The organism is Microbacterium invictum, assembly GCF_034421375.1.
GTDB lineage: Bacteria > Actinomycetota > Actinomycetes > Actinomycetales > Microbacteriaceae > Microbacterium > Microbacterium invictum_A.
The window spans coordinates 1,500,007-1,520,465 of the sequence record NZ_CP139779.1; the positions used below are offsets into that span (position 1 = coordinate 1,500,007).

Here is a 20,459-nt window from a genome sequence, read left to right on the forward strand (position 1 = left end):
ACAGCCGGGGGAGGGGATTGGGGGACGGTTAGGATTGTCAGCACTGACTGGAACGGAGACCCCGGTATGTGGGAATGGCTCATCCCCGTCCTGATCGTCGTCGCACTCGTCGTCATCGCGGGGATCTATCTCTGGGCGACGTACAACTCGCTGGTGCAGCTGAATGTGCGCGTCGACGAGGCATGGAGCGACATCACCGTTCAGCTCAAGCGCAGAGCCGACCTCCTGCCGAACCTCATCGAGTCGGTGAAGGGATACGCCGCACACGAGAAGGCGGTGTTCGAGAACGTCACCCGGGCGCGCGCCGAGACCCTGTCCGCGGGCGGCCCCGCCGAGGCGGGCGTGGCGGAGGGTCACATGCAGCAGGCGCTGCGGTCGCTGTTCGCCGTCGCGGAGGCGTACCCCCAGCTGCAGGCGAGTCAGAACTTCCTGCAGCTGCAGCAGTCCATCGTCGACACCGAGGACAAGATCCAGGCGTCGCGGCGCTTCTACAACGGGGGCGTGCGCGAACTGAACACCAAGATCAAGGTGTTCCCGAACAACCTGTTCGCCCGCAACCTCGGCTTCGACGAGCGGGAATTCTTCGAAGTCGTCGACGGCGCGGCTATTTCGGAGCCTCCGCGCGTTCAGTTTTGACCTCGGTTCGCATCCTCTCCCGCGCCGAGGCGGCGCGCATCGCCGTGCAGGCGCAGCTGCTGACCGCGCAGCGGCCCGGTGACATCGTCGAGACCGTCCAGTCCCTGACGGTCCTTCCCATCGATCCGACGGCGGCGATCGCCCCGACCGCCGACCTGATCCTGTGGAGCCGTATCGGCTGGCCCTATGAGCCGTCCGACTTCCGCCGGCTCTTCCACGACGATCGTGAGATCTTCGAATGGCACGGCTTCTATCGGCCGATGAGCGACCTTCCGCTCTTCCTCCCCGAGATGCGCCGCGGTCCGCGGTCGGCATCCGCCCGCGACTGGGTCGCGTCCAACGAACGGTTCCGTCGCGACATCCTGGACCGGCTTCGGGTTGACGGGCCGCTGCGGCCGACCGACATCGAAGACACCGCCGACGTGCCCTGGCGATCGACGGGATGGACGAACGATCGCAACGTCCTGCAGATGCTCGAGATCCTCACCGGTGTCGGCGAGGTGGCCGTGGATCATCGGGATGCGAAGGGCAGATGGTTCGACCTCGCTGAGCGCATCTACCCGGAGGTGGCGTCACCGCCCGACGACGACGCCGCACGCGGGAGGGCGGAGCGACGGCTGTCGGCCTTGGGGATCGCACGGCGGAAGGCTACCGCGCAGCCGGGGGAGCCCATCGATGTCGGCGACATCGGTGTCGAGGTGATCGTCGACGGGGTCGACGGGCGATGGCGAGTCGACCCGATACTGCTCGACGCCGGCGCTTCGGATCCGCGCACGGCCCTCCTCTCGCCGCACGACCGCCTCGTCTTCGATCGCGTGCGCCTGCGGGAGATCTTCGGCTTCGAGTACGTCCTGGAGATGTACAAGCCCGCCGCATCGCGGCGCTGGGGATACTTCGCGCTGCCGATCCTCCACGGTGATCGGCTGATCGGAAAGCTCGACGCCACCCTCGATCGCCGGGCGGGCACCCTCCGCATCAACGCCGTGCACGAGGACGAGCCCTTCGCCGGCTCGACAGCCGATGCCGTGGACGCCGAGATCGACGATCTGGCCAGATGGCTCGGCGTCGATGTCGCGCGGCCCTAGAGCACGCCGAGCCGGATCCGGTCGCCGGTGACGGCGACGGTTCCCCGCACCCCCCAGGCATCGTCGCGGTATGTCGCGGAGACCGGGGCGCCGTCACGACCGGTGCCCGTCGCGGTGGCGACCACGCTGCCGCCGGTCGCGGCGAAACCGTCGCCACCGATCAGCTGCACCTCGGGGAGGCGCTCGACGCGATAGGCGATCCGCTCGAGCTGCGCGATGTCCGCCGGCCAGGGCACGCGGAGGCCGCAGTTGTCCGGTACGGTGGCGGCGGCGCGGGTGCAGGCGTTCAGGTGCGCGGTGAGGGCGTCGCGCACGGCCTCGACCCCGGCGGCGCCCCACCCGGCCTCGATCGTGACGTCCCGCGTCCGCGCGGGAAGGACCGACACGGAGGCCTCCCCGTCGAGGTAGTCCGCTGGAGCGGCGGTGACCTCGTAGACGCCGGGGAGGAGGAGGACCTCTCCCGTGGGGATCACCGAGGCCCCGACGGTGACGCTGTCGCCGATGGTGGTGGCGACGCTCAGGCGTCCCAGTCCGTCGGTGCCGACCCGCCACCGGTCCGCGGATCGCGCGAGCGACAGGGTGACGTCGTGCTCCTCGCCGGACAGGACGAATGACACATCGACCTCCGCCGAGTCGCCGTCGACGCGGACGCCGACGACGACCGGATCGGTCAGTCGCTCCGCGGCGTCGCCGATGCCGACCCCCGCCGCGCCGGCATCGGGAGTCATCGCCGCTCGCGCCGCCTCATCGTCGCCCTCCGCGAGTGCACGCAGCCACGTGGTCGCCATCGCCTCGGGACCCTCTTCCCGCGATGCGGCGACGGCGAAGACCCCGACCAGCACGGCGACGAAGACGAATCCTGCGGCGGTGAAGATCGCGATCGTGCGCGTGCGGCGCGACCCTCTCATCCCTCCACGCTAGGTCATCCCGCCATGCCGGGTCGCGCCCGGCAGCGCGGCGGCCAGGTGGTCGACCGCGTCGCCCCAGTGAGAGATGGAGATCTGCTCCAGTCCCTGCCAGAGCGCCGCCTGACGCAGCTGCCCGGCGACGCGCTCCACGGTGTCCGGTGCGGTCGCCCGCTCCCACCACGCGGACTGCACCTGCAGCGTCTGCGTCGAGCGCTCGGCCTTGAGATCGACCCGCCCGACGATAGCGTCGTCGACCAGGACGGGCAGCGAGTAGTAGCCGAAGCGCCGCCGGGCGACGGGGGTGTAGATCTCGATGCGGTAGGCGAAGCCGAACAGTCGCTCGGCGCGGTCGCGGAACCACACCATCGGATCGAACGGGGTGAGGATCGACGCCGCCTCGACCCGTCGTGGCACCACGGCGTCGCGATGCAGCCACGCCGGCGCCGGGCGCCCCGCGCTCTGCCAGCCGTCGACACGGACCGGGAGGAGTTCCCCCTCGTCGACGAGGTCGGCCACGGCGGCCAGAACGGCTCGCCGGTCGCGGATCCGCCAGTAGTCGGCGAGATCTGCCGCGGTCGCCACGCCGTATGCCCGCGCCGCACGCCGCACCAGCTCCCGGATGGCGTCGGACCGCGGCACCTCTCGGCCGGCGAGGTCCGCGCCGAGGACGTCGGCGGCGAGCCCGTAGCGGCGCTCGAAACCCCGGCGGCCCGCGATGGCGACCTCGCCGAAGAGCCAGAGGAACTCCAGCGCCTCTTTGACCGCGTCCCATTCCCACCAGCCCCCGCGCGGCGAACGACGCGCATCGCGCTCGATCTCCGCGGGGCGAAGCGGTCCTCGTGCCGCGAGTTCGCTGCGGACCCAGTCCACGACGTCGCGGTGCCGGGAGACCCATCCGCCGGGGTCTCCGGCGTACTTCTGCCGGAACTCCGCCATCCGGAACGTGAAGAGCGGGCGGTCCGCCGCGTCGATGAACGCCGCCACGTGCGCCCAGTACTCGACGTACCGCGGTCGGGGAGCGAAGAGCAGGCGATCGAGGAGCGCGGTGTCGTAAGGCCCGAGCCGGGAGAACAGGGGGAGGTAGTGCGAGCGGGCGAAGACGTTGACGGAATCGATCTGCAGCACAGACATCCGGCGGAGGGACTCGTTCAGCTGCCGCGTGCCGACGCGGGCGGGGCGGACGCGGTGAAGACCCTGAGCCGCTACCGCGACGCGACGCGCCTCCGCGGCGCTCAGCGTCTCACGGGTCGTCACGGCCGCAACACTAGACCCCGCCCCCGACATCCGATGCGGGCGTCGGTTCTAGACTTGCCGAATGGCCGGGTCGGACGAGCGCGAATCGCTGTGGAGCGCCCTGCGCGACCGCTCGCGCGTGGTGTCGACGGAGCTGTCGGGATCGATTCCGCGCGGGCTCCGGCTGGCGGCGGCCTATTCCTGGCGTTTCCTGGCCATCGCCGCCGCCGCGGGCGTCGTGATCTGGCTCGTGATCCAGCTGAAGCTCCTGGTGGTGCCGCTGCTCATCGCGATCCTGGTCACCGCCCTCCTCTGGCCGTTCTTCAGCTGGATGCTGCGCCACCGCGTGCCACGATGGCTCGCGATCGTGATCGCGGTCGTCACGACCCTGGCGGTGGTCTCGGGCCTGCTGTGGGTGGTCGTCTGGCAGGTCACACGCGAGTTCGGCCGGGTCCAAGCGCGGACCCTGGACGCCATCGCCGCCTTCCGCCAGTACCTCATCGACGGGCCCCTCCACCTCTCCGCAGGGCAGATCGACGATCTGCTGAACCAGGTGGGAACGCTCCTGCAGGAGCAGGCCTCGCTGCTGTGGTCGGGGGCGCTCGCGATCGGCACGACCCTGGGCCACGTCGTCACCGGCGCGCTTCTGGCCGTGTTCATCCTGCTCACCCTCCTCGCCGACGGCGGCGGGATCTGGCGATGGAGCACCCGCCTGCTGCCCAAGGCCGCCCGCGTCCCGGTGGACGGGGCCGCGCGCGCGGGCTGGGTGACGCTGGTCAACTATGCGCGCACGCAGCTGCTCGTGGCCACCATCGATGCGATCGGCATCGGGCTGGGTGCTCTCCTGCTGGGGGTGCCCCTGGCCGTCCCCATCGCCGTCCTGGTCTTCCTCGGTGCCTTCGTCCCGATCGTCGGTGCGGTCCTGACCGGCGCGGTCGCCGTGTTCGTCGCGCTGGTCTACAACGGTCCGCTGATCGCCCTGTGGATGCTGATCGTGGTGCTCGGGGTGCAGCAGCTGGAAGGACATGTGCTGCAGCCGCTGCTGATGGGTGCGGCGGTGAAGGTCCATCCCCTCGCCGTCGTGCTCGTCGTCGCGGGCGGGGCGATGATCGCCGGGATCCCGGGCGCCCTCTTCGCCGTGCCGCTGGCCGCCTTCGTCAACGTCGTCGTGCTCTACCTCGGCTCCCGCGGGTGGGAGACCGGGGATCGGCCGCCGCCGGAAGACCTCATCTGGAGCACCGTCCCCCGTCGAAGGAGAACCCCCACGTGAGCATCCCGACGATCGCCGCCTCCGGCATCCCGACGCTCGCAGAGTTCGAGGACGCCGCGGCCGCGCTGCGCGGCGTGGCCGCGCACACGCCGCTGGAGGAGTCGCAGCATCTCACCGACGTCCTCGGCGTCCCGACCTACCTGAAACTGGAGAACCTGCAGCGCACCGGGTCGTTCAAGATCCGCGGGGCGACCTACCGGCTCTCGCGCCTCACCGAGGCCGAGCGCGCGCGCGGCGTGGTCGCCGCCTCCGCCGGCAATCATGCCCAGGGCGTGGCGCTGGCCGCCCAGAAGCTCGGGATCCCGGCGACCATCTTCATGCCGCTCGGTGTCCCGGTGCCCAAGCTCCTGGCGACCCGGGGGTACGGCGCGGACGTTATCCTCGAGGGCGAGACGGTGGAGACGCCGCTCCGGCTGGCGGCGGAGTTCGCCGAGCGGACGGGCGCCGTCCTGATCCATCCCTTCGACCATCGCGACATCATCCTCGGCCAGGGGACCCTCGGGCTGGAGCTGCATCACGACCTTCCCGACGTCGAGACCGTGGTGGTGTGCGTCGGCGGCGGCGGGCTCATCGCCGGGGTCGCGGCCGCCATGAAGGCGCGCGCGGCCGCCGAGGGGCGCCGCATCCGCATCATCGGCGCGCAGGCCGAGAACGCGGCGGGCTACCCCCCGTCGCTGGCCGCCGGCCACCCGGTCACCGCATCGTCGCGCCCGACCATCGCCGACGGCATCGCCGTGGCGCGTCCGGGCGATCTGCCCTTCGCGATGATCCGCGATCTCGTCGACGAGATCGTCACTGTGACCGATGACGACATCGCCCGCGCCATCCTGGTCCTCCTCGAGCGCGCCAAGCAGGTCGTCGAGCCGGGCGGTGCCGCCGGCGTCGCGGCGATCCTGGCCGGCAAGGTCCGATCGGACGGACCCACCATCGCGATCCTCTCGGGCGGGAACATCGATCCGCTCCTGCTGCAGCGCGTCGTCGCCCACGGTCTGGCGGCCTCGGGACGGTACATGACCCTCCGCATCCCGCTGCCCGACCGCCCGGGTCAGCTCGCCCGGGTGTCGGAGGTCCTCGCCCAGGCGGGGGCGAACGTCATCGAGGTGCTGCACACGCGCCACGGGCAGGGGTTGCAGATCAGCGAGGTGATCCTGCAGCTGAGCGTGGAGACCCGCGGGGAGGAGCACCGCGCGCACGTGATGCAGATGCTCTCGGCTGCGGGGTTCGCTCCGACGATCGCCGTCGACTAGGGCCGAGCGGTGGCGGGGCTCACTGCCCTGAGTAGGTCTCGACCTTGAGGATCTCGACGGCGATCTCCCGGCCGTTCGGGGCCGTGTACGAGGTCTTCTCGCCCTCTTTCTTCCCGAGGATCGCCGCGCCCAGCGGCGAGGCCTCGCTGTAGACGTCGAGCTCGGAGCCGGCGGCGATCTCACGGTTGCCGAGCAGGAAGACCTCTTCGCCGCCGGCGACGATCGCCGTCACGACGGTTCCGGATTCGACGACGCCGGTGCTCTCGGGGGCATCGCCGACCTTGGCGTCCTTCAGCAGCTGCTGGAGGGTGCGGATGCGCGCCTCCTGCTTGCCCTGCTCGTCCTTGGCCGCGTGGTAGCCGCCGTTCTCCTTGAGGTCGCCCTCTTCGCGAGCGGCTTCGATGCGCTTGGCGATCTCCTCGCGGCCGGTGGTCGAGAGGTGCTCGAGCTCGGCGGCGAGACGGTCGTAGGCGTCCTGGGTCAGGAAGGTCACCGGGGCTTCGCCAGTCACGTTCGTCTCCTTCGGTCGTCGGCTGGTATGCAAAGACGCCCCGGCGCGGGCCAGGGCGTCCATCTGAGTTGTCCGGCCAGATTACGTCACCCAGCAGGAGTTGACCAAACCGGTGGTGGCCTCGGCGACGGTGGGGATGCTCTCCTGGAAGGCCCGCGCGGTGCCGTCCGTCTCGTCGAGGGTGATCACCTTCCAGCCGACCACCCCGTGGTCGGCGTCCTGCGCCTCCAGCGCGCAGGCGACGCTGCGCCCGGGAGGCGCCGTCACCTGGAAGTCGATGCGGACCGAGCCGTCGTCGACGAGCTGGAAGCCGGTGGTGCGGGCGTCGACGTCGTCCAGAGCGCCGGCCACCGTCATCCATCCGGCCCCGACGATCACGGCCGCGGCGACGACCACGCCCGAGACGACCAGCCACCGGGGCGCGCGGGAACGGGTGCGTCCGTAGCGCTCGTCGAGCATCTGGTGAGTCGTCATGGCCTTCTTCGGGGCGTCTAGGCTGGAGGTTCCAGGCTACGCGTTCCCACGCCCGGAGAGGACACCATGCATCACGCTCTCGCGACTCTCGTCGCGGCCGCCACCCCCTCCCCGGTCCCGACGGTCGATCCCGACCTCGTCACCCCCGGGCCGGTGGGGTTCGCGGTGATCGCGTTCATCGCGCTCGCCGTGGTGCTGCTGGTGTGGGACATGATGCGACGGATCCGTCGCGCTCGGATCCGCGGTGAGATCGCCGAGCAGCTCGATGCCGAGGAGCGGATGCGAGACGGCGACGGAGCGTCCTGACGCTCAGGCGTGGTAGGCCGGCGCCAGCGCGATGAGCAGGCACGCCGTCCAGTGGCAGAGGAACGCCAGCACCGTGCAGACGTGGAAGATCTCGTGGAACCCGAAGTGCCCGGGCCACGGATTCGGTCGCTTCAGGGCGTACACCACGGCGCCGGCGGTGTAGAGCACGCCGCCGACGGCCACCAGGATCATCATCGCGGCGTTGGCGGCGAAGAGGTCGAAGAGGTACATCACCGCCGCCCACCCCAGGACGAGGTACAGCGCGACGTACAGCCAGCGCGGGGCGTGGATCCAGAAGACGCGGAAGAGGATGCCGAGGACGGCCCCGCCCCACACCAGCGACAGCAGCAGGATCGCCTTGTCGGTCGGCAGCGCCAGCACCGCGATCGGTGTGTAGGTGCCGGCGATGAGCAGCAGGATGTTGGCATGGTCGATGCGCTTGAGGATGACCTTGGTTCGCGGTGACCAGTCGAACCGGTGATACAGGGCCGAGGTACCGAACATCAGCATCGAGGTCGCCATGAACACCGTGGACGACCACTTGGCCGCGGCGCCGTCGGCGAAGAGGATGAGCAGGATGCCGGCGACGATCGCGACCGGGAAGGTTCCGGCGTGGATCCAGCCGCGCCAGCTGGGCTTGACCTCGGTCCGTGCGTCGACGGCCGCGGCGTTGAGCAGGGGCAGCTGCGGCATGTCCGGTCCGTCGGGGGAGAGGTCGGTGTCCGGGCGGGAGGTCATCTTCCCAAGGGTACGGCGCCGCGCATGCCGGCGGCTGCACGTGACCTGACGGTGCGCACGGGCGGCGCGGTGGCGGGAGTAGCGTAGATGTGTGAGTGCGACGGACGAGGGGCGGGGGCCGCTCTACCGGCTGTACATCTCGCGGCTGAGGCGCAGTCTCACGCCGGACGTGGTGCCCCACCACATCGCGATGATGATCGACGGCAACCGTCGGTGGGCCAAGCAGCTCGGATACGACTCCGCCGCGCACGGTCATCGTGCGGGAGCCGCGAAGATGCGCGAGTTCCTCCGCTGGTGCGACGACATCGGGGTCAAGGTCGTATCGCTGTACCTCCTCTCCACCGACAACCTCCGTCGCCGCGACTCGCGCGAACTGACCGATCTGCTCGAGATCATCGCCGAGCTCGCCCACGAGCTCTCCCACGAGCGCGACTGGCGGGTGCAGCACGTCGGACGTGCCGACCTGCTCCCCTCCGAGCTCGCCGACGTCCTGGCCACCGCAGAGGAGCGCACCCGCGGCCACCGGGGCCTGCATGTCAATCTCGCCGTCGGCTACGGCGGGCGCAGCGAGATCGTCGATGCGGTGCGGTCGATCATCGCCACCCACGATCGCGAGGGCGGGTCTCTGGAGGAGCTGGCGGCGAGCCTTACCCCCGAGCAGATCGGCGAGCACCTCTACACCGGCGGACAGCCCGACCCCGACCTGGTGATCCGCACGTCGGGCGAACAGCGGCTGAGCGACTTCCTGCTGTGGCAGAGCGCGCACAGCGAGTTCTACTTCGTCGAGGCCCTCGGGCCCGATCTGCGTGAGGTCGACCTCCTACGCGCCGTACGGGACTTCGCCCGCCGCGATCGTCGCTTCGGACGGTGACCGGCGCTCGCCGCGGGCACCCGACGACGCGTCGAAAGAACTTCATCTGCTCGTAACCGGCGGACAGCGTGTCTGGGCCCCGCGAACCCCCGAACGGTCGTAGCGTCATCTCACCGGGCAAGGTGCCCGGTCGGGTCGGCCTTTCGGATCGCGACTCGTGACCCACGGTCGACTCGAGACTGCCGGGTGACACGCCCGGGGCAGGAGTGGGTTGTGACCACACGAGCACCGCACGACCAGCGCCGCGAGCAGTACATCGACGAGGACACGCAGTCGCAGGATCTGCGCACGTACGTCCTGGATACGTCGGTTCTGCTGAGTGATCCGCGGGCGTTCTTCCGGTTCGCCGAACACAGCATCGTCATCCCGGTGGTGGTGATCACCGAGCTGGAGAAGAAGCGTCACGATCCCGAGATCGGGTACTTCGCCCGGCAGGCGCTGCGCCATCTCGACGAGCTGCGCATCGAGCACGGTCGCCTCGACTTCCCGGTCCCGGTCGGATCGGGGGGAACACTCCGGGTCGAGCTCAACAACACCGACCCGACCGTCCTCCCCTCGGGCATGCGCCTGGGCGACAACGACACCCGCATCCTCGCCGTCGCGATGCACCTGACGCAGGACGGCCAGGATGTCACGGTGGTGTCCAAGGACCTCCCGATGCGGGTGAAGGCGGCGTCGCTCGGCATCGTGGCCGAGGAGTATCTCGCCGAGCAGGCCGTGGACTCCGGCTGGACGGGCATCGCCGACATCGACCTGTCCGGCGACGAGGTCAGCGACCTCTACGAGAGCGAGGTCGCGACCGCCGACGTGGTGCACGGGCTGCCCGTCAACACCGGCCTCATCATCCACTCCGAGCGCGGCTCCGCCCTCGGGCGCGTGACCGGCGACGGAGCGTTCCGTCTGGTGCGCGGCGACCGGGACGCCTTCGGGCTCCACGGCCGCTCGGCCGAGCAGCGGATCGCCCTCGACCTGCTGCTGGACCCCGAGGTGGGCATCGTGTCGCTGGGAGGTCGAGCCGGGACGGGGAAGTCCGCGCTCGCCCTCTGTGCGGGCCTCGAGGCGGTGCTGGAGCGTCAGCAGCAGAAGCGGATCATCGTCTTCCGGCCGCTGTTCGCCGTGGGCGGCCAGGAACTGGGGTACCTCCCCGGCGATCAGGCCGAGAAGATGAACCCCTGGGGCCAGGCGGTCTTCGACACCCTCGGCTCGGTGGTCTCCGCCAACGTCATCGAAGAGGTGATCGAGCGCGGCATCCTCGAGGTGCTCCCGCTCACCCACATCCGCGGTCGCTCACTGCACGACGCCTTCGTGATCGTCGACGAGGCGCAGTCCCTGGAGCGGAACGTGCTGCTGACGGTCCTCAGCCGCATCGGCCAGCACTCACGCGTCGTCCTCACCCACGACGTCGGACAGCGTGACAACCTGCGCGTGGGGCGTCATGACGGCATCGCGTCGGTCATCGAGACGCTGAAGGGCCATGACCTGTTCGCCCACGTCACCCTCACCCGTTCCGAGCGCTCGGCCATCGCGGCGCTGGTGACCGACCTGCTCGAGGCGGGGGAGCTCGCGTGAGGCGTCGCGCCCTCGTCGCCGCCAACGTGAGAAGAGTCTCATCTTGCGCAGTGCCGGCGGACGTCGCCGGTCTGCCACCATGGGGGATACGGCCGCGTATCCCCCAAATCGCACGCGGTCGGTGACCGGGCCCCCAACCCGGATACAGCCCCCGGTGTTCCCCCAACGCCGGGGGCTCTCCCGTCCCGCCCCTCAGGAGCGGCGGCGTCACTCCCAGCGGTACCCCGCGCCTCGCACCGTCACGATGTGGTGGGAGCCGAGCTTGGCGCGCAGATACCGGACATAGACATCGACGACGTTCGACCCCGGATCGAAGTCCAGAGACCACACCCGGCTGAGCAGCTGCTCGCGACTGAGGACGCGTCCGGGGCTGCGGAGGAACTGCTCGGCCAGCGCGAACTCGCGCGCCGACAGCTCGACCTCGTCGCCGGCGACTGTGGCCCGGCGACCCAGCAGGTCGAGCATCACCTCGCCGTGCCGCAGCGTCATCCCCGCCGGCGCGGGATTCTCACGCAGGCGCGAGCGCACCCGGGCGAGGAGCTCCTCGAACGTGAAGGGCTTGCGCACATAGTCGTTGGCGCCGGCTTCGAGTCCCTCGACGGTGTCGCGCGTGCTCGTGCGGGCCGTGAGCATGATCACGGGGACGGCGGAACCCCGGGCGCGGAGCTCTCGCAGCACCTCGAAGCCGTCCATCGTCGGCAGGCCGACGTCCAGGAGCACGAGGTCCACGCCGTCGCGGAGGGCGACCGTCAGCGCCTCGCCGCCGTCGGTGACGAGCACCGTGGTGAAGCCGGCATTCTCCAGGCCCCGGCTGACGAAGGCGGCGATGCGCGGCTCGTCTTCGGCGATGAGGATCGTCGTCATGTGCTGGACTCCCGCTGCAGCACGTCGCCCGCGCGCACCGGAGCGGGAAGCTCGGCCGTCTGCGGGGGGACGTGGATGGTGAAGGTGGCGCCGCCACCGGGGGTGTCGGTGACCGCGCAGTACCCGTCGTGACCTTTCGCGATGGCATCGACGATGGCGAGTCCGAGACCCGACCCGCCGGCCAGTCTCGCTCCTTCGGCGCGGTCGAACCGCCGGAAGATGCGATGCCTCGAGGCGTGGGGGATGCCGCCGCCGTGGTCTCTCACGTACAGGCGCGCGCCCGCGGCATCCCACGTGCTCCCCAGCTCGATCGGCGACCCGGCAGGCGTGTACTTCGCGGCGTTGTCGGCGAGTTGCAGCCACGCCTGGAGCAGCCGGTCGGCGTCGCCGGCGATCGTTGCGTCGGCGATCTCGTCGATCCGCCACCGATGCCCGGGGATGACCGCCACGAGCTCGCCGATCCTGGCGGTGAGCAGAGCGAGGTCGACGTCGCCCATCGCGAAGGAGTCGCCCTCGACGGCCGCCAACAGGTCGATGTCCTCGACCAGACGGGTCATCCGGTCGAGTTCGGCGATGCTGATCTCGCGGATCGAGGTGACGTCGGAGGCATCCCGGGGGTCCATCATCTCCAGATGCCCGCGGACGATCGTGATCGGCGTCTTCAGCTCATGACGCACATCGTCCAGCAGCTGTCGCTGCACGTCGACCGAACCCTCGAGGCGGTCGAGCATCGAATTCACCGTGCGGTTGAGGTCGGAGATGTCGTCGGTGCCTTCGGCCGGCAGACGAGGGGAGAGGTCGGTGAGGGTGATGGCGTCGGCGGTCTCGCGGAGCCGGCGGATGGGGGAGAGGAGGCGGCCGGTGACGAACCACCCGACCACCCCGATGGCCGCGAGCACGGCGACGGCCGTGATGCCGTAGGTGACCAGCGCCGAGGCCACCGGGCGAAGGGCGGCGCCGAGTTCCACCGCCCGCACGACGACGCCGCGCGAGGGGTCTGCTGGCAGCGACACCGGCAGGGCGATGTAACGGAGCGTCCCCTCGGGGGTGACCGCCGTCTTCGGCGCGACGGGGACGCCGCTTTCGACACCGCTGAGGATGCGCGCGATGAGCGCGCCGTCTCCGGAGATGTCGATCCCCGAGGCGACACCCGGACCGATGAGCGTCGTGCCGTCGAGGATCGCCAGCGCCGCCTCGTTCCGGGAGGGCACCGTGCGCTCCATCGCCGCGCGGAGGAACTCCTCCACCGTGGCGAGGTCGTCGATCTGCGCGACGTCGTCCTCGGACTCGGCCACGGAGAGCAGACTCTCGGCCTGCCCCGCCAACCGGTCGTCGATCTCGGTCAGCACCATCTCGCGCTGGACGAGGAACGTCACGCTTCCCACCAGGGTCAGTCCGACGCACGCGACCGCGAGGACGGCGGCGAGGATGCGCGTTCTCGCCGACAGCGGGCGCGGGATACGGACCACGCTGTTGATTATCGCCCCCCGCGGCCGCGCGAGGCGGAACCCCGCTCAGACGCGGCGCGCGAGGCTCATCCCGGTCGGGTCATCGACAGCAGGTCGAGGCGCTCGTCGAGCTGCGCCTCGGTGAGTTCGCCTCGCTCGAGGTAACCGAGGTCGATCACCGCGTCGCGCACTGTGATTCCCTGCGCCACCGCATGCTTGGCGATCTTCGCCGCCGCTTCGTAACCGATGAGCTTGTTCAGCGGGGTGACGATCGACGGCGACATGCCCGCGTAGGCGGCGGCGCGCTCGACATTGGCCTCGAGTCCCCGGACGGTCTTGTCGGCCAGCAGCCGGACGGCATTGGCCAGGAGCCGGATCGACTCCAGCACCGCGGTGCCCATGACCGGGATCGCCACGTTCAGCTCGAAGGTTCCCGAGGCACCCGCCCACGCGACCGTCGCATCGTTGCCGATGACCCGAGCGCACACCATGAGATTGGCCTCGGGGACGACCGGATTGACCTTGCCCGGCATGATCGACGACCCCGGCTGGAGGTCGGGGATGTGCAGCTCCGCGAGACCGGTGTTCGGGCCCGATCCCATCCAGCGGATGTCGTTGTTGATCTTCGTCAGCGAGACGGCGATGGTGCGGAGGGCTCCGGATGCCTCGACGAGGCCGTCGCGCGCGCCCTGCGCCTCGAAGTGGTCCTTCGCCTCGGTGATCGGCAGGTCGGTCTCGGACACGATGAGTTCGAGCACGCGCTGCGGGAAGCCGACGGGAGTGTTGATGCCGGTTCCGGTCGCGGTGCCGCCGAGGGGGACCTCGGCGACGCGGGGGAGGACGGCCTGCACGCGTTCGATGCCCAGCCGCATCTGCCGGGCGTAGCCGCCGAACTCCTGACCCAGGGTGACAGGGGTGGCATCCATCAGGTGGGTGCGGCCGGACTTCACGACCTCCGCCCAGGCCTGCGCCTTGTCCTCGAGAGCGACGGCGAGGTGATCCAGTGCGGGAATCAGGTCGTCGATGAGCTCCTGTGTCACGGCGATGTGGACCGACGTGGGGAAGACGTCGTTGGAGGACTGAGAGGCGTTGACGTGATCGTTCGGGTGGACCGCACGGCCGAGGTCACGGGTGGCGAGGGTGGCGAGGACCTCGTTCATGTTCATGTTCGACGAGGTTCCGCTGCCGGTCTGGTAGACATCGATCGGGAACTGGTCGGCGTGGTCGCCCGCGATGATGCGGTCCGCCGCGCGGGCGATGGCGTCGGCGATCTCACCGTCGAGGGTTCCGAGCTCCTTGTTCGCGAGCGCTGCCGCCTTCTTGATACGCGCGAGCGCGACGATCTGCGACGGATCCAGGGGATCGCCCGAGATCGGGAAGTTCTCCACGGCACGCTGTGTCTGGGCGGCGTAGAGCGCGTCCTTGGGTACGCGCACCTCGCCCATGGTGTCGTGTTCGATGCGGTATTCGATGTCGGTCACGTCGTTGTCCTCCGAGGTGTGACGGATGCCGCAGGGCGCGGCGAAGGGGTCGGTGCGGGCGGGGACCTTTCCGGTCAGGCCGCCGAGGTGGTGAGGTCGTCCGAAACGGCGCCCACGATGATCTCGGGGACGGCCACGCCTTCGGCGAGGCGATAGTTCGCGCCGATGACCGCCAGGCGGCCCTCGGCGACGGCGTCGCTGATCAGTTCCGAGGTCTGCAGGATGTCGCCGACGGTGTCGCGCAGGTGCTCGCGTCCGACGGCTTCGCCGTCGATGCTGCTCGAGGCCGGATCGGCGCGCACGACCCGCTGCACGGCCGGGACGATCGGGGCGATCAACCGCCAGATGTGCGGGGGCAGGGCGGGCGCATCGGGGCGCACGGAGTCGATCGCGGCTCGGACCGCACCGCATTCGTCGTGCGCGAGGACGATGATCAGCGGCACGCCGAGGACGGCGACGGCGTACTCGAGGCTGCCGATGACCGAGTCCGAGACGACCTGTCCGGCGTTGCGGACGACGAACAGGTCGCCGAGTCCCTTGTCGAAGATGATCTCGGCGGCCAGCCGCGAGTCGGCGCACCCGAAGAGCGCGGCCCGCGGACGCTGACCGGCAGCGACCTCGTTGCGACGCTCCGCGTCCTGGCGGGGGTGACGCGGTGCTCCCGCGACGAAGCGTGCGTTGCCGCGCTTCATCTCGTCCCACGCCTGCTGCGGACTGGTCTCGCTCACTGACCCTCCTCCTCGGTGGGCAGCGGCAGGTCGGCGGCGACGGCGGTCGCGGCCTCTTCCAGCGCTGCCTGATCGGTGGTGCCGTAGATGAGGATGGTGTCCTCACCGGACGTGGTGCCCAGGGCGGCGGCGACATTGCCGGCTGCGGAGGGGTTGCGGATCTCGTAGCGGTCGAACGGGATGCCGCCGATGGTGACCGTGTCGGCGATCTCGGCGCCGCGGAGGGTGCGCGACGGCCACCCCTCGTCGGCGTCGAAACCCTGCGCCACGCGCACGAATCCGCGGTCCTCGGCGGGGACGTAGACGATCGTCCAGGCGCGGACGGAGTCGCCCTCGACCGTTGCGGCGTTGACCTGCCATTCCGCCGGGACGTCGGGAACCACGAGGGCCCGGTTCTCATTGGCCGAGATGCGCGCCGCGACCTCGGCGACGTCGATCGGCTCTCGCTCCGGGGGAGTGCCGCGGGGGACGGCGAGGATGATGATCAGGACCACGGCGAGGGTCGCGATCAGGGCGGCGATGAGGTTCCGGGTGTTCTGGCTCGCCCGATAGGTGCGCGACGACGCGGCCTTGCGATCGGCGGCCTCGTCGGGCGTCTCCGGGCGCCCCAGCTCGGCGACGATCTTCGGATCGCGGGCCATCAGCCCTCCTGTCCGGCCGGGGCGGCCGAGCGGGCGGCGTCGAGACGGCGCTTCGCGCCCCGCAGCCACTCCTCGCAGCGGGCGGCGAGGGCCTCGCCCCGCTCCCAGAGGGCGAGGGAGTGCTCGAGGGTCGGGGTGCCCTGCTCGAGTTCGGCGACGACACGGACGAGCTCGTCGCGGGCCTGCTCGAACGTCATCGCCTGGATGTCGGCCACGTTCGCGCTCGCCCCGGTCATACCCATCATTCTAGTTCGGCTCCGGCGCGCTCATCCCGAGCCGGATCCGGCGCGACGGTGACGTCGGAGACCCCCTCCGACCGCGCGGCGATGATCCCCCGCTCGACGGTGATGACGAGCTTGGTGCCCGCGGGTGCGGCCGTCGCGTCGCGGACGACGCGGCCGTCCTCACCCTGGGCGATGGCGTACCCGCGCGCGAGCGTCGAAGCGGGGGAGAGCGCGCGCAGGGACGCCCGCAGTTCGGCGGTGGCGCGCTCCGCGGTGTGGAGGGCGCGATCGACCACGTCGCGGCCGCGCACCGTGGTCAGCCAGATCTGCTGCGCCCGCGTGTCCACCATCTGCTCGGGCGCACGCAGGACGGGGCGCGATCGCAGCTGCTCCAGCTGGGCGATGTCGTGCGATACGCGCTGGGTCAGGCGCGAGGTCATCCGCGATCGCAGCTGTCCGATCAGCGCGCGCTGCTCGGCGACATCCGGCACCACCCGCTTGGCGGCGTCGGTGGGCGTGGATGCGCGCACGTCGGCGACGTCGTCGAGGAGCGGATGGTCGTTCTCGTGCCCGATGGCGCTGACCACCGGCGTGTTCGCCTCGGCGACCGCACGGAGCAGGCGCTCGTCGCTGAAACCCAGGAGGGTCTGCGGGTCGCCGCCGCCGCGGGCGATGATGATGACGTCGACCCCCGGGTCGGCATCCAGCGCCTTCAGTGCCCCGATGGTCTCGGGCACGCAGCGGTCCCCCTGCACCGCGGCGTAGGCCGTGCGGAAGTCGACCTGCGGCCAGCGGAGCTCGGCGTTGCGGCGCACGTCCTTCTCGGCGTCGGATCGCTCACCGGTGATCAGTCCGATGGTGCGGGGCAGGAACGGAAGGGGCTTCTTGCGGGAGGGATCGAACAATCCCTCGGCGCGCAGCTTCTGCCGGAGCCGCTCGAGCTTCTCGAGCTGGTCGCCGAGACCCACATGCCGCATCGCCGACACCGCGAAGGTGAAGTCGCCCGTGCGGACGAAGTAGTCCGCCTTGACGCACGCGATGACGTGATCGCCCGCCTTCAGGTCCGAGGGAAGACGCTGCAGCGTCGAGGACCACACCCGGAAGGACACGGTGGAGTCGGTCGCGAGGTCCTTCATGCGGCCGAAGACGTTGCCGCCGCGCACATTCCACGAGGTCACCTCGCCCTCGACCCACACCGAGCCCCAGCGATCGATGAACCCCCGGATGGTGTCGTTCAACCGCGAGACCGAGGTCGGCGCCTCCGCTTTCGAATCGCGCGGGTGGACGGAGTCGGGAGGCGGCGCCATTCCCGGCACCGCGGCGGGTTGGAAGGTCGTCATCGGACTCCATCGGTCGATCGGGGTCGTCGGGGGCGGTTGCCCCGTAGAATCAAGGGGATGAGCACTCCGAGCGTGAGCCTTCCCCTTCCCCGCATACCGGGGCGCCGCGGGCGGCTCCAGGATATCCCGGTGTCCGGACCGAAGAAGGTGCTCCTCGCCGCCCCGCGCGGGTACTGCGCCGGCGTCGACCGGGCGGTGATCGCGGTCGAGAAAGCCCTCGAGCGCTACGGCGCTCCGGTGTACGTCCGTAAGCAGATCGTGCACAACATCCACGTCGTCACCGAGCTGGAGCAGAAGGGCGCGATCTTCGTCGAGGAGGTCGACGAGGTCCCCGAGGGTGCGCACGTCGTCTTCAGCGCGCACGGAGTGTCGCCGGCCGTTGTGGCCGCCGCTGCAGATCGCGGACTGCAGGCGATCGATGCCACGTGTCCGCTGGTGACGAAGGTCCACCGCGAGGCCGTGCGGTTCGCCCGCGACGACTTCGAGATCCTGCTGGTCGGCCACGAGGGTCACGAAGAGGTCGAGGGCACAGCGGGTGAGGCCCCCGACCACGTCACGGTGGTGAACTCGCCCGATGAGGCCGACCGGGTCGAGGTCCGTGACCCGTCGAAGGTCGTGTGGCTCTCGCAGACGACGCTCTCCGTCGACGAGACGATGGAGACCGTCCGGCGCCTGCGCACGCGGTTCCCGCAGCTGCAGGACCCGCCCTCCGACGACATCTGCTACGCCACCCAGAACCGGCAGGTCGCGATCAAGAAGGTCGCCAAGGACGCCGACCTCGTCATCGTCGTCGGCTCGGCGAACTCGTCCAACAGCGTCCGCCTCGTCGAGGTCGCCCTCGAGTACGGCGCGAAGGCGGCCTACCGGGTCGACTACGTCGATGAGGTGAAGCAGGAGTGGCTCGACGGCGTGCAGACCGTCGGGGTGACCAGCGGTGCATCCGTGCCCGAGGTGCTCGTCGAGGAGGTGCTCGCCGAGCTTTCCGGCGCCGGTTACCGTGACGTCGAAGAGGTGCGCACGGCCGAGGAGGATCTGATGTTCTCCCTCCCGAAGGAGCTGCGCACCGACCCCGCCGGTCGTCGTGATGCCCGAGCTCTGGGCGGCCGGGGTCGCGCGTGACCGACGGGTCCGACCCGCGGCCGAGGCCGCAGTACGGCGAGTACGCCACGCCCGAGGAACAGCGGGCGCGCATCCAGCAGCCGGACGTCACCGTCGCGCTGGAGACCGGCGCTTCCCCGTCCGATGCCGCGGCCGACGCACCGGCGCAGCCTACGCCGAAGGAAGCCGCTCCCGACGTCATCGCGATGCGACGCCGCTTCTTCGACCGTGTCCTCACGATCGCCCTGCTCGTCTACGCGGTGCTGTCGGTCGCCACGTCGATCCCGGCGCTCGTGGACTACACCGGCTACGTGCAGACGCTCTTCGAGTTCATGGGCATCACCGAGGCTCCCGCAGCGACCGTCGACGGACGTCCGTGGGGCATCGCGGCGTCCCTCGTGCTCGGCGTCGGCCTCCTTCTGACCGCCACGGTGTCGTGGATGATGCTTCAGCGCGGGAAGGTCGCCTTCTGGGTGCCCATCGCGGGAGGAGTGGTCTTCAACCTCCTCTCGGGTGTGCTCCTCATGGTGCCGCTTCTGAGCGCCCCCGCCCTCATGGGGGCGCTGCTGTCGCAGTGACCGACATAGAGCTCGCCCGCATACCGGCCGGCGACCTGATCGAACGAGACGCCCGCGGGCGTGCCCGCGGCGTCATCCGGATGTCGGCCTTCGACATCGGGGTGTTCCCCGTGACGGAAGAGCTCGTCGCCGAGCTCATCGGCGAGGTCGGCCGACATCCCCGACGCCCTGCGACCGCGCTCAGCTGGTTCCGCGCGGTGCGGCTCTGCAACGCCGCGTCCGAGTGGGAGGGCCTGGACCCGGTGTACACCTTCGAGGGCGAGGAGGTCTTGTGGGACCTCGACGCAGACGGTTTCCGGCTGCCGACCGAGCGGGAGTGGGAGTTCGCGTGCCGCGCGGGGTCGCCCTCGCCTCACTACGGGCCGCTCCCCGATGTGGCGTGGACGGCGCTGGACGGCGTCGGAAGCCCGCAGGATGTCGGTGGCAAGCTCCCGAACCTCTTCGGGATCTTCGACACGCTCGGCAACGTCTGGGAGTGGTGCTGGGATCCGTTCGACCCGGACGCGTCCGGCGATGCGCGTGTCATCAGAGGGGGCGGCTTCGCCGACGATGCCTGGTCGGCGCGAGCCGACATCCGCCGCGGCGCACCTGCCCGATCGACCCACGGGGATGTCGGGATCCGATTCGCCCGGAGCAGTTCGTAGGCTGGAGGACATGCCTCGCCTGATCGCCGTCTGCGCCGTTCACCAGCTGCGACCCGACGCCGGGAGCAACGGCGTGACCGCCATCGACAAGCGCCCGGTGGAAGGCCCCGCGGCCGTCGGCCGTTACGGTGTGCGCGGTGACGTCCAGGCCAATCGCACGCACCACGGCGGGCTCGACAAGGCGGTCTACGCCTACGCGGCGGAGGACGCCGCGTTCTGGGAGCGGCAGCTCGGCCGCGAGCTCGCACCGGGATGGTTCGGCGAGAACCTGCGGGTCGAGGGCCTCGACGTCAATGCCGCGCGGGTCGGCGAGATCTGGCGCATCGGCGATCGTCTGGAGCTGGAGGTGACGATGCCCCGCACCCCCTGTGCCACGTTCGCGCGCTGGGTCGGCGGCAGCGACGGGCGAGGCTGGGTCAAGCGCTTCTCGGACGAGGGTCGGTTGGGGGCGTACCTGCGCGTACGGAGGACCGGTTCGGTCGCCGCGGGAGACGTCCTCGACGTCATCGAGCGCCCCGAGGACGCCCCCACTGTGCTGGAGGTCTACCGCGGCGTCTGACCGTCC

Annotated in this window: 23 protein-coding genes; 11 read left to right on the top strand and 12 right to left on the bottom strand. The window is 70.4% G+C overall.

Going from position 1 to position 20,459, the window contains the following annotated elements; all coding sequences use genetic code 11:
* The first annotated feature begins 66 nt into the window (after positions 1-66).
* Positions 67-636: a LemA family protein gene (locus T9R20_RS07210; protein WP_322411846.1), complete on the top strand. Its 570-nt coding sequence runs from the start codon at positions 67-69 to the stop codon at positions 634-636.
* Positions 633-1,721 carry a DNA glycosylase AlkZ-like family protein gene (locus tag T9R20_RS07215; protein ID WP_322411847.1) on the top strand — a complete coding sequence of 363 codons (1,089 nt, stop codon included), beginning with the start codon at positions 633-635 and terminating at the stop codon, positions 1,719-1,721. Before T9R20_RS07210 ends, T9R20_RS07215 begins: the two co-directional genes overlap by 4 nt.
* Here the strand turns inward: T9R20_RS07215 and T9R20_RS07220 are convergent.
* Both T9R20_RS07220 and T9R20_RS07225 read right to left on the bottom strand, forming a co-directional pair.
* Positions 1,718-2,629: a hypothetical protein gene (locus tag T9R20_RS07220; protein WP_322411849.1), complete on the bottom strand. Its 912-nt coding sequence runs from the start codon at positions 2,627-2,629 to the stop codon at positions 1,718-1,720. The genes T9R20_RS07215 and T9R20_RS07220 overlap by 4 nt on opposite strands.
* 9 nt (positions 2,630-2,638) lie before the next feature.
* A complete protein-coding gene (locus T9R20_RS07225) occupies positions 2,639-3,883 on the bottom strand; it encodes a winged helix-turn-helix domain-containing protein (protein ID WP_322411850.1) in 1,245 nt (414 codons plus the stop codon).
* Between the two features lie 61 nt (positions 3,884-3,944).
* Here T9R20_RS07225 and T9R20_RS07230 point away from each other — a divergent pair, with 61 nt between their 5' ends.
* Together T9R20_RS07230 and ilvA are read left to right on the top strand one after the other, a co-directional pair.
* Entirely contained in the window at positions 3,945-5,132 is a 1,188-nt protein-coding gene (locus tag T9R20_RS07230; protein ID WP_322411851.1) for an AI-2E family transporter, read from the top strand.
* Positions 5,129-6,379, top strand: coding sequence for a threonine ammonia-lyase (gene ilvA / locus T9R20_RS07235; RefSeq protein WP_322411853.1), 1,251 nt, complete (start codon positions 5,129-5,131; stop codon positions 6,377-6,379). Before T9R20_RS07230 ends, ilvA begins: the two co-directional genes overlap by 4 nt.
* 19 nt (positions 6,380-6,398) lie before the next feature.
* Here ilvA and greA read toward each other — a convergent pair whose 3' ends face one another.
* Entirely contained in the window at positions 6,399-6,890 is a 492-nt protein-coding gene (greA, locus tag T9R20_RS07240) for a transcription elongation factor GreA (protein ID WP_322411854.1), read from the bottom strand.
* Positions 6,891-6,971: 81 nt separating this feature from the next.
* Positions 6,972-7,364, bottom strand: a complete 393-nt coding sequence (locus tag T9R20_RS07245) for a DUF4307 domain-containing protein (protein ID WP_322411855.1) — start codon at positions 7,362-7,364, stop codon at positions 6,972-6,974.
* A 66-nt stretch (positions 7,365-7,430) separates the two neighbouring features.
* On the opposite strand from T9R20_RS07245, the gene T9R20_RS07250 reads away from it, so the two are divergent.
* Positions 7,431-7,670, top strand: coding sequence for a hypothetical protein (locus tag T9R20_RS07250; RefSeq protein WP_322411856.1), 240 nt, complete (start codon positions 7,431-7,433; stop codon positions 7,668-7,670).
* A gap of 3 nt (positions 7,671-7,673) precedes the next feature.
* Here the strand turns inward: T9R20_RS07250 and trhA are convergent, their stop codons facing one another.
* Positions 7,674-8,363 carry a PAQR family membrane homeostasis protein TrhA gene (trhA, locus tag T9R20_RS07255; RefSeq protein WP_322412127.1) on the bottom strand — a complete coding sequence of 230 codons (690 nt, stop codon included), beginning with the start codon at positions 8,361-8,363 and terminating at the stop codon, positions 7,674-7,676.
* A 136-nt stretch (positions 8,364-8,499) separates the two neighbouring features.
* Here trhA and T9R20_RS07260 point away from each other — a divergent pair, with 136 nt between their 5' ends.
* Complete coding sequence (locus tag T9R20_RS07260) at positions 8,500-9,279, top strand: isoprenyl transferase (RefSeq protein ID WP_322411857.1); 780 nt, start codon at positions 8,500-8,502, stop codon at positions 9,277-9,279.
* A gap of 213 nt (positions 9,280-9,492) precedes the next feature.
* On the top strand, positions 9,493-10,848 hold the full coding sequence (locus T9R20_RS07265) for a PhoH family protein (protein ID WP_416182957.1): 1,356 nt from the start codon (positions 9,493-9,495) through the stop codon (positions 10,846-10,848).
* Between the two features lie 207 nt (positions 10,849-11,055).
* Here the strand turns inward: T9R20_RS07265 and T9R20_RS07270 are convergent, their stop codons facing one another.
* The 7 genes from T9R20_RS07270 to xseA all read right to left on the bottom strand — a co-directional run bounded on the left by T9R20_RS07270 (position 11,056) and on the right by xseA (position 17,574).
* A complete protein-coding gene (locus T9R20_RS07270) occupies positions 11,056-11,712 on the bottom strand; it encodes a response regulator transcription factor (protein ID WP_322411858.1) in 657 nt (218 codons plus the stop codon).
* A complete protein-coding gene (locus T9R20_RS07275; protein WP_322411859.1) occupies positions 11,709-13,181 on the bottom strand; it encodes a HAMP domain-containing sensor histidine kinase in 1,473 nt (490 codons plus the stop codon). Before T9R20_RS07275 ends, T9R20_RS07270 begins: the two co-directional genes overlap by 4 nt.
* A gap of 65 nt (positions 13,182-13,246) precedes the next feature.
* Positions 13,247-14,641, bottom strand: a complete 1,395-nt coding sequence (locus tag T9R20_RS07280; RefSeq protein WP_322411860.1) for a class II fumarate hydratase — start codon at positions 14,639-14,641, stop codon at positions 13,247-13,249.
* Positions 14,642-14,715: 74 nt separating this feature from the next.
* Positions 14,716-15,333, bottom strand: a complete 618-nt coding sequence (locus T9R20_RS07285) for a carbonic anhydrase (RefSeq protein ID WP_322412129.1) — start codon at positions 15,331-15,333, stop codon at positions 14,716-14,718.
* Positions 15,334-15,365: 32 nt separating this feature from the next.
* Positions 15,366-16,010 carry a DUF4245 family protein gene (locus tag T9R20_RS07290; protein ID WP_322411861.1) on the bottom strand — a complete coding sequence of 215 codons (645 nt, stop codon included), beginning with the start codon at positions 16,008-16,010 and terminating at the stop codon, positions 15,366-15,368.
* On the bottom strand, positions 16,010-16,246 hold the full coding sequence (locus T9R20_RS07295) for an exodeoxyribonuclease VII small subunit (protein ID WP_322411862.1): 237 nt from the start codon (positions 16,244-16,246) through the stop codon (positions 16,010-16,012). Before T9R20_RS07295 ends, T9R20_RS07290 begins: the two co-directional genes overlap by 1 nt.
* A gap of 5 nt (positions 16,247-16,251) precedes the next feature.
* Positions 16,252-17,574, bottom strand: coding sequence for an exodeoxyribonuclease VII large subunit (gene xseA, locus T9R20_RS07300; protein WP_322411863.1), 1,323 nt, complete (start codon positions 17,572-17,574; stop codon positions 16,252-16,254).
* Between the two features lie 57 nt (positions 17,575-17,631).
* Here xseA and T9R20_RS07305 point away from each other — a divergent pair, with 57 nt between their 5' ends.
* Genes T9R20_RS07305 through T9R20_RS07320 form a run of 4 tightly spaced genes read left to right on the top strand, consistent with a single transcriptional unit; the run spans position 17,632 to position 20,453 of the window.
* Entirely contained in the window at positions 17,632-18,693 is a 1,062-nt protein-coding gene (locus T9R20_RS07305) for a 4-hydroxy-3-methylbut-2-enyl diphosphate reductase (protein ID WP_322411864.1), read from the top strand.
* A complete protein-coding gene (locus tag T9R20_RS07310) occupies positions 18,690-19,250 on the top strand; it encodes a DUF6264 family protein (RefSeq protein ID WP_322411865.1) in 561 nt (186 codons plus the stop codon). The genes T9R20_RS07305 and T9R20_RS07310 overlap by 4 nt, the downstream gene beginning before the upstream one ends.
* Positions 19,247-19,894 carry a formylglycine-generating enzyme family protein gene (locus T9R20_RS07315; protein WP_322411866.1) on the top strand — a complete coding sequence of 216 codons (648 nt, stop codon included), beginning with the start codon at positions 19,247-19,249 and terminating at the stop codon, positions 19,892-19,894. Before T9R20_RS07310 ends, T9R20_RS07315 begins: the two co-directional genes overlap by 4 nt.
* 10 nt (positions 19,895-19,904) lie before the next feature.
* Positions 19,905-20,453 (top strand): MOSC domain-containing protein, encoded by a 549-nt coding sequence (locus T9R20_RS07320; RefSeq protein ID WP_322411867.1) that lies wholly within the window; start codon positions 19,905-19,907, stop codon positions 20,451-20,453.
* The last annotated feature ends 6 nt before the right edge of the window (positions 20,454-20,459 follow it).

Bases quoted from the DNA above. Each gene is read 5' to 3' on its own strand.
- T9R20_RS07210 (WP_322411846.1), top strand. From the start codon at position 67: ATGTGGGAATGGCTCATCCCCGTCCTGATCGTCGTCGCACTCGTCGTC.
- T9R20_RS07220 (WP_322411849.1), bottom strand. From the start codon at position 2,629: ATGAGAGGGTCGCGCCGCACGCGCACGATCGCGATCTTCACCGCCGCA.
- T9R20_RS07230 (WP_322411851.1), top strand. From the start codon at position 3,945: ATGGCCGGGTCGGACGAGCGCGAATCGCTGTGGAGCGCCCTGCGCGAC.
- T9R20_RS07245 (WP_322411855.1), bottom strand. From the start codon at position 7,364: ATGACGACTCACCAGATGCTCGACGAGCGCTACGGACGCACCCGTTCC.
- T9R20_RS07250 (WP_322411856.1), top strand. From the start codon at position 7,431: ATGCATCACGCTCTCGCGACTCTCGTCGCGGCCGCCACCCCCTCCCCG.
- trhA (WP_322412127.1), bottom strand. From the start codon at position 8,363: ATGCCGCAGCTGCCCCTGCTCAACGCCGCGGCCGTCGACGCACGGACC.
- T9R20_RS07270 (WP_322411858.1), bottom strand. From the start codon at position 11,712: ATGACGACGATCCTCATCGCCGAAGACGAGCCGCGCATCGCCGCCTTC.
- T9R20_RS07285 (WP_322412129.1), bottom strand. From the start codon at position 15,333: ATGAAGCGCGGCAACGCACGCTTCGTCGCGGGAGCACCGCGTCACCCC.
- T9R20_RS07290 (WP_322411861.1), bottom strand. From the start codon at position 16,010: ATGGCCCGCGATCCGAAGATCGTCGCCGAGCTGGGGCGCCCGGAGACG.
- T9R20_RS07295 (WP_322411862.1), bottom strand. From the start codon at position 16,246: ATGACCGGGGCGAGCGCGAACGTGGCCGACATCCAGGCGATGACGTTC.
- xseA (WP_322411863.1), bottom strand. From the start codon at position 17,574: ATGACGACCTTCCAACCCGCCGCGGTGCCGGGAATGGCGCCGCCTCCC.
- T9R20_RS07305 (WP_322411864.1), top strand. From the start codon at position 17,632: ATGAGCACTCCGAGCGTGAGCCTTCCCCTTCCCCGCATACCGGGGCGC.
- T9R20_RS07320 (WP_322411867.1), top strand. From the start codon at position 19,905: ATGCCTCGCCTGATCGCCGTCTGCGCCGTTCACCAGCTGCGACCCGAC.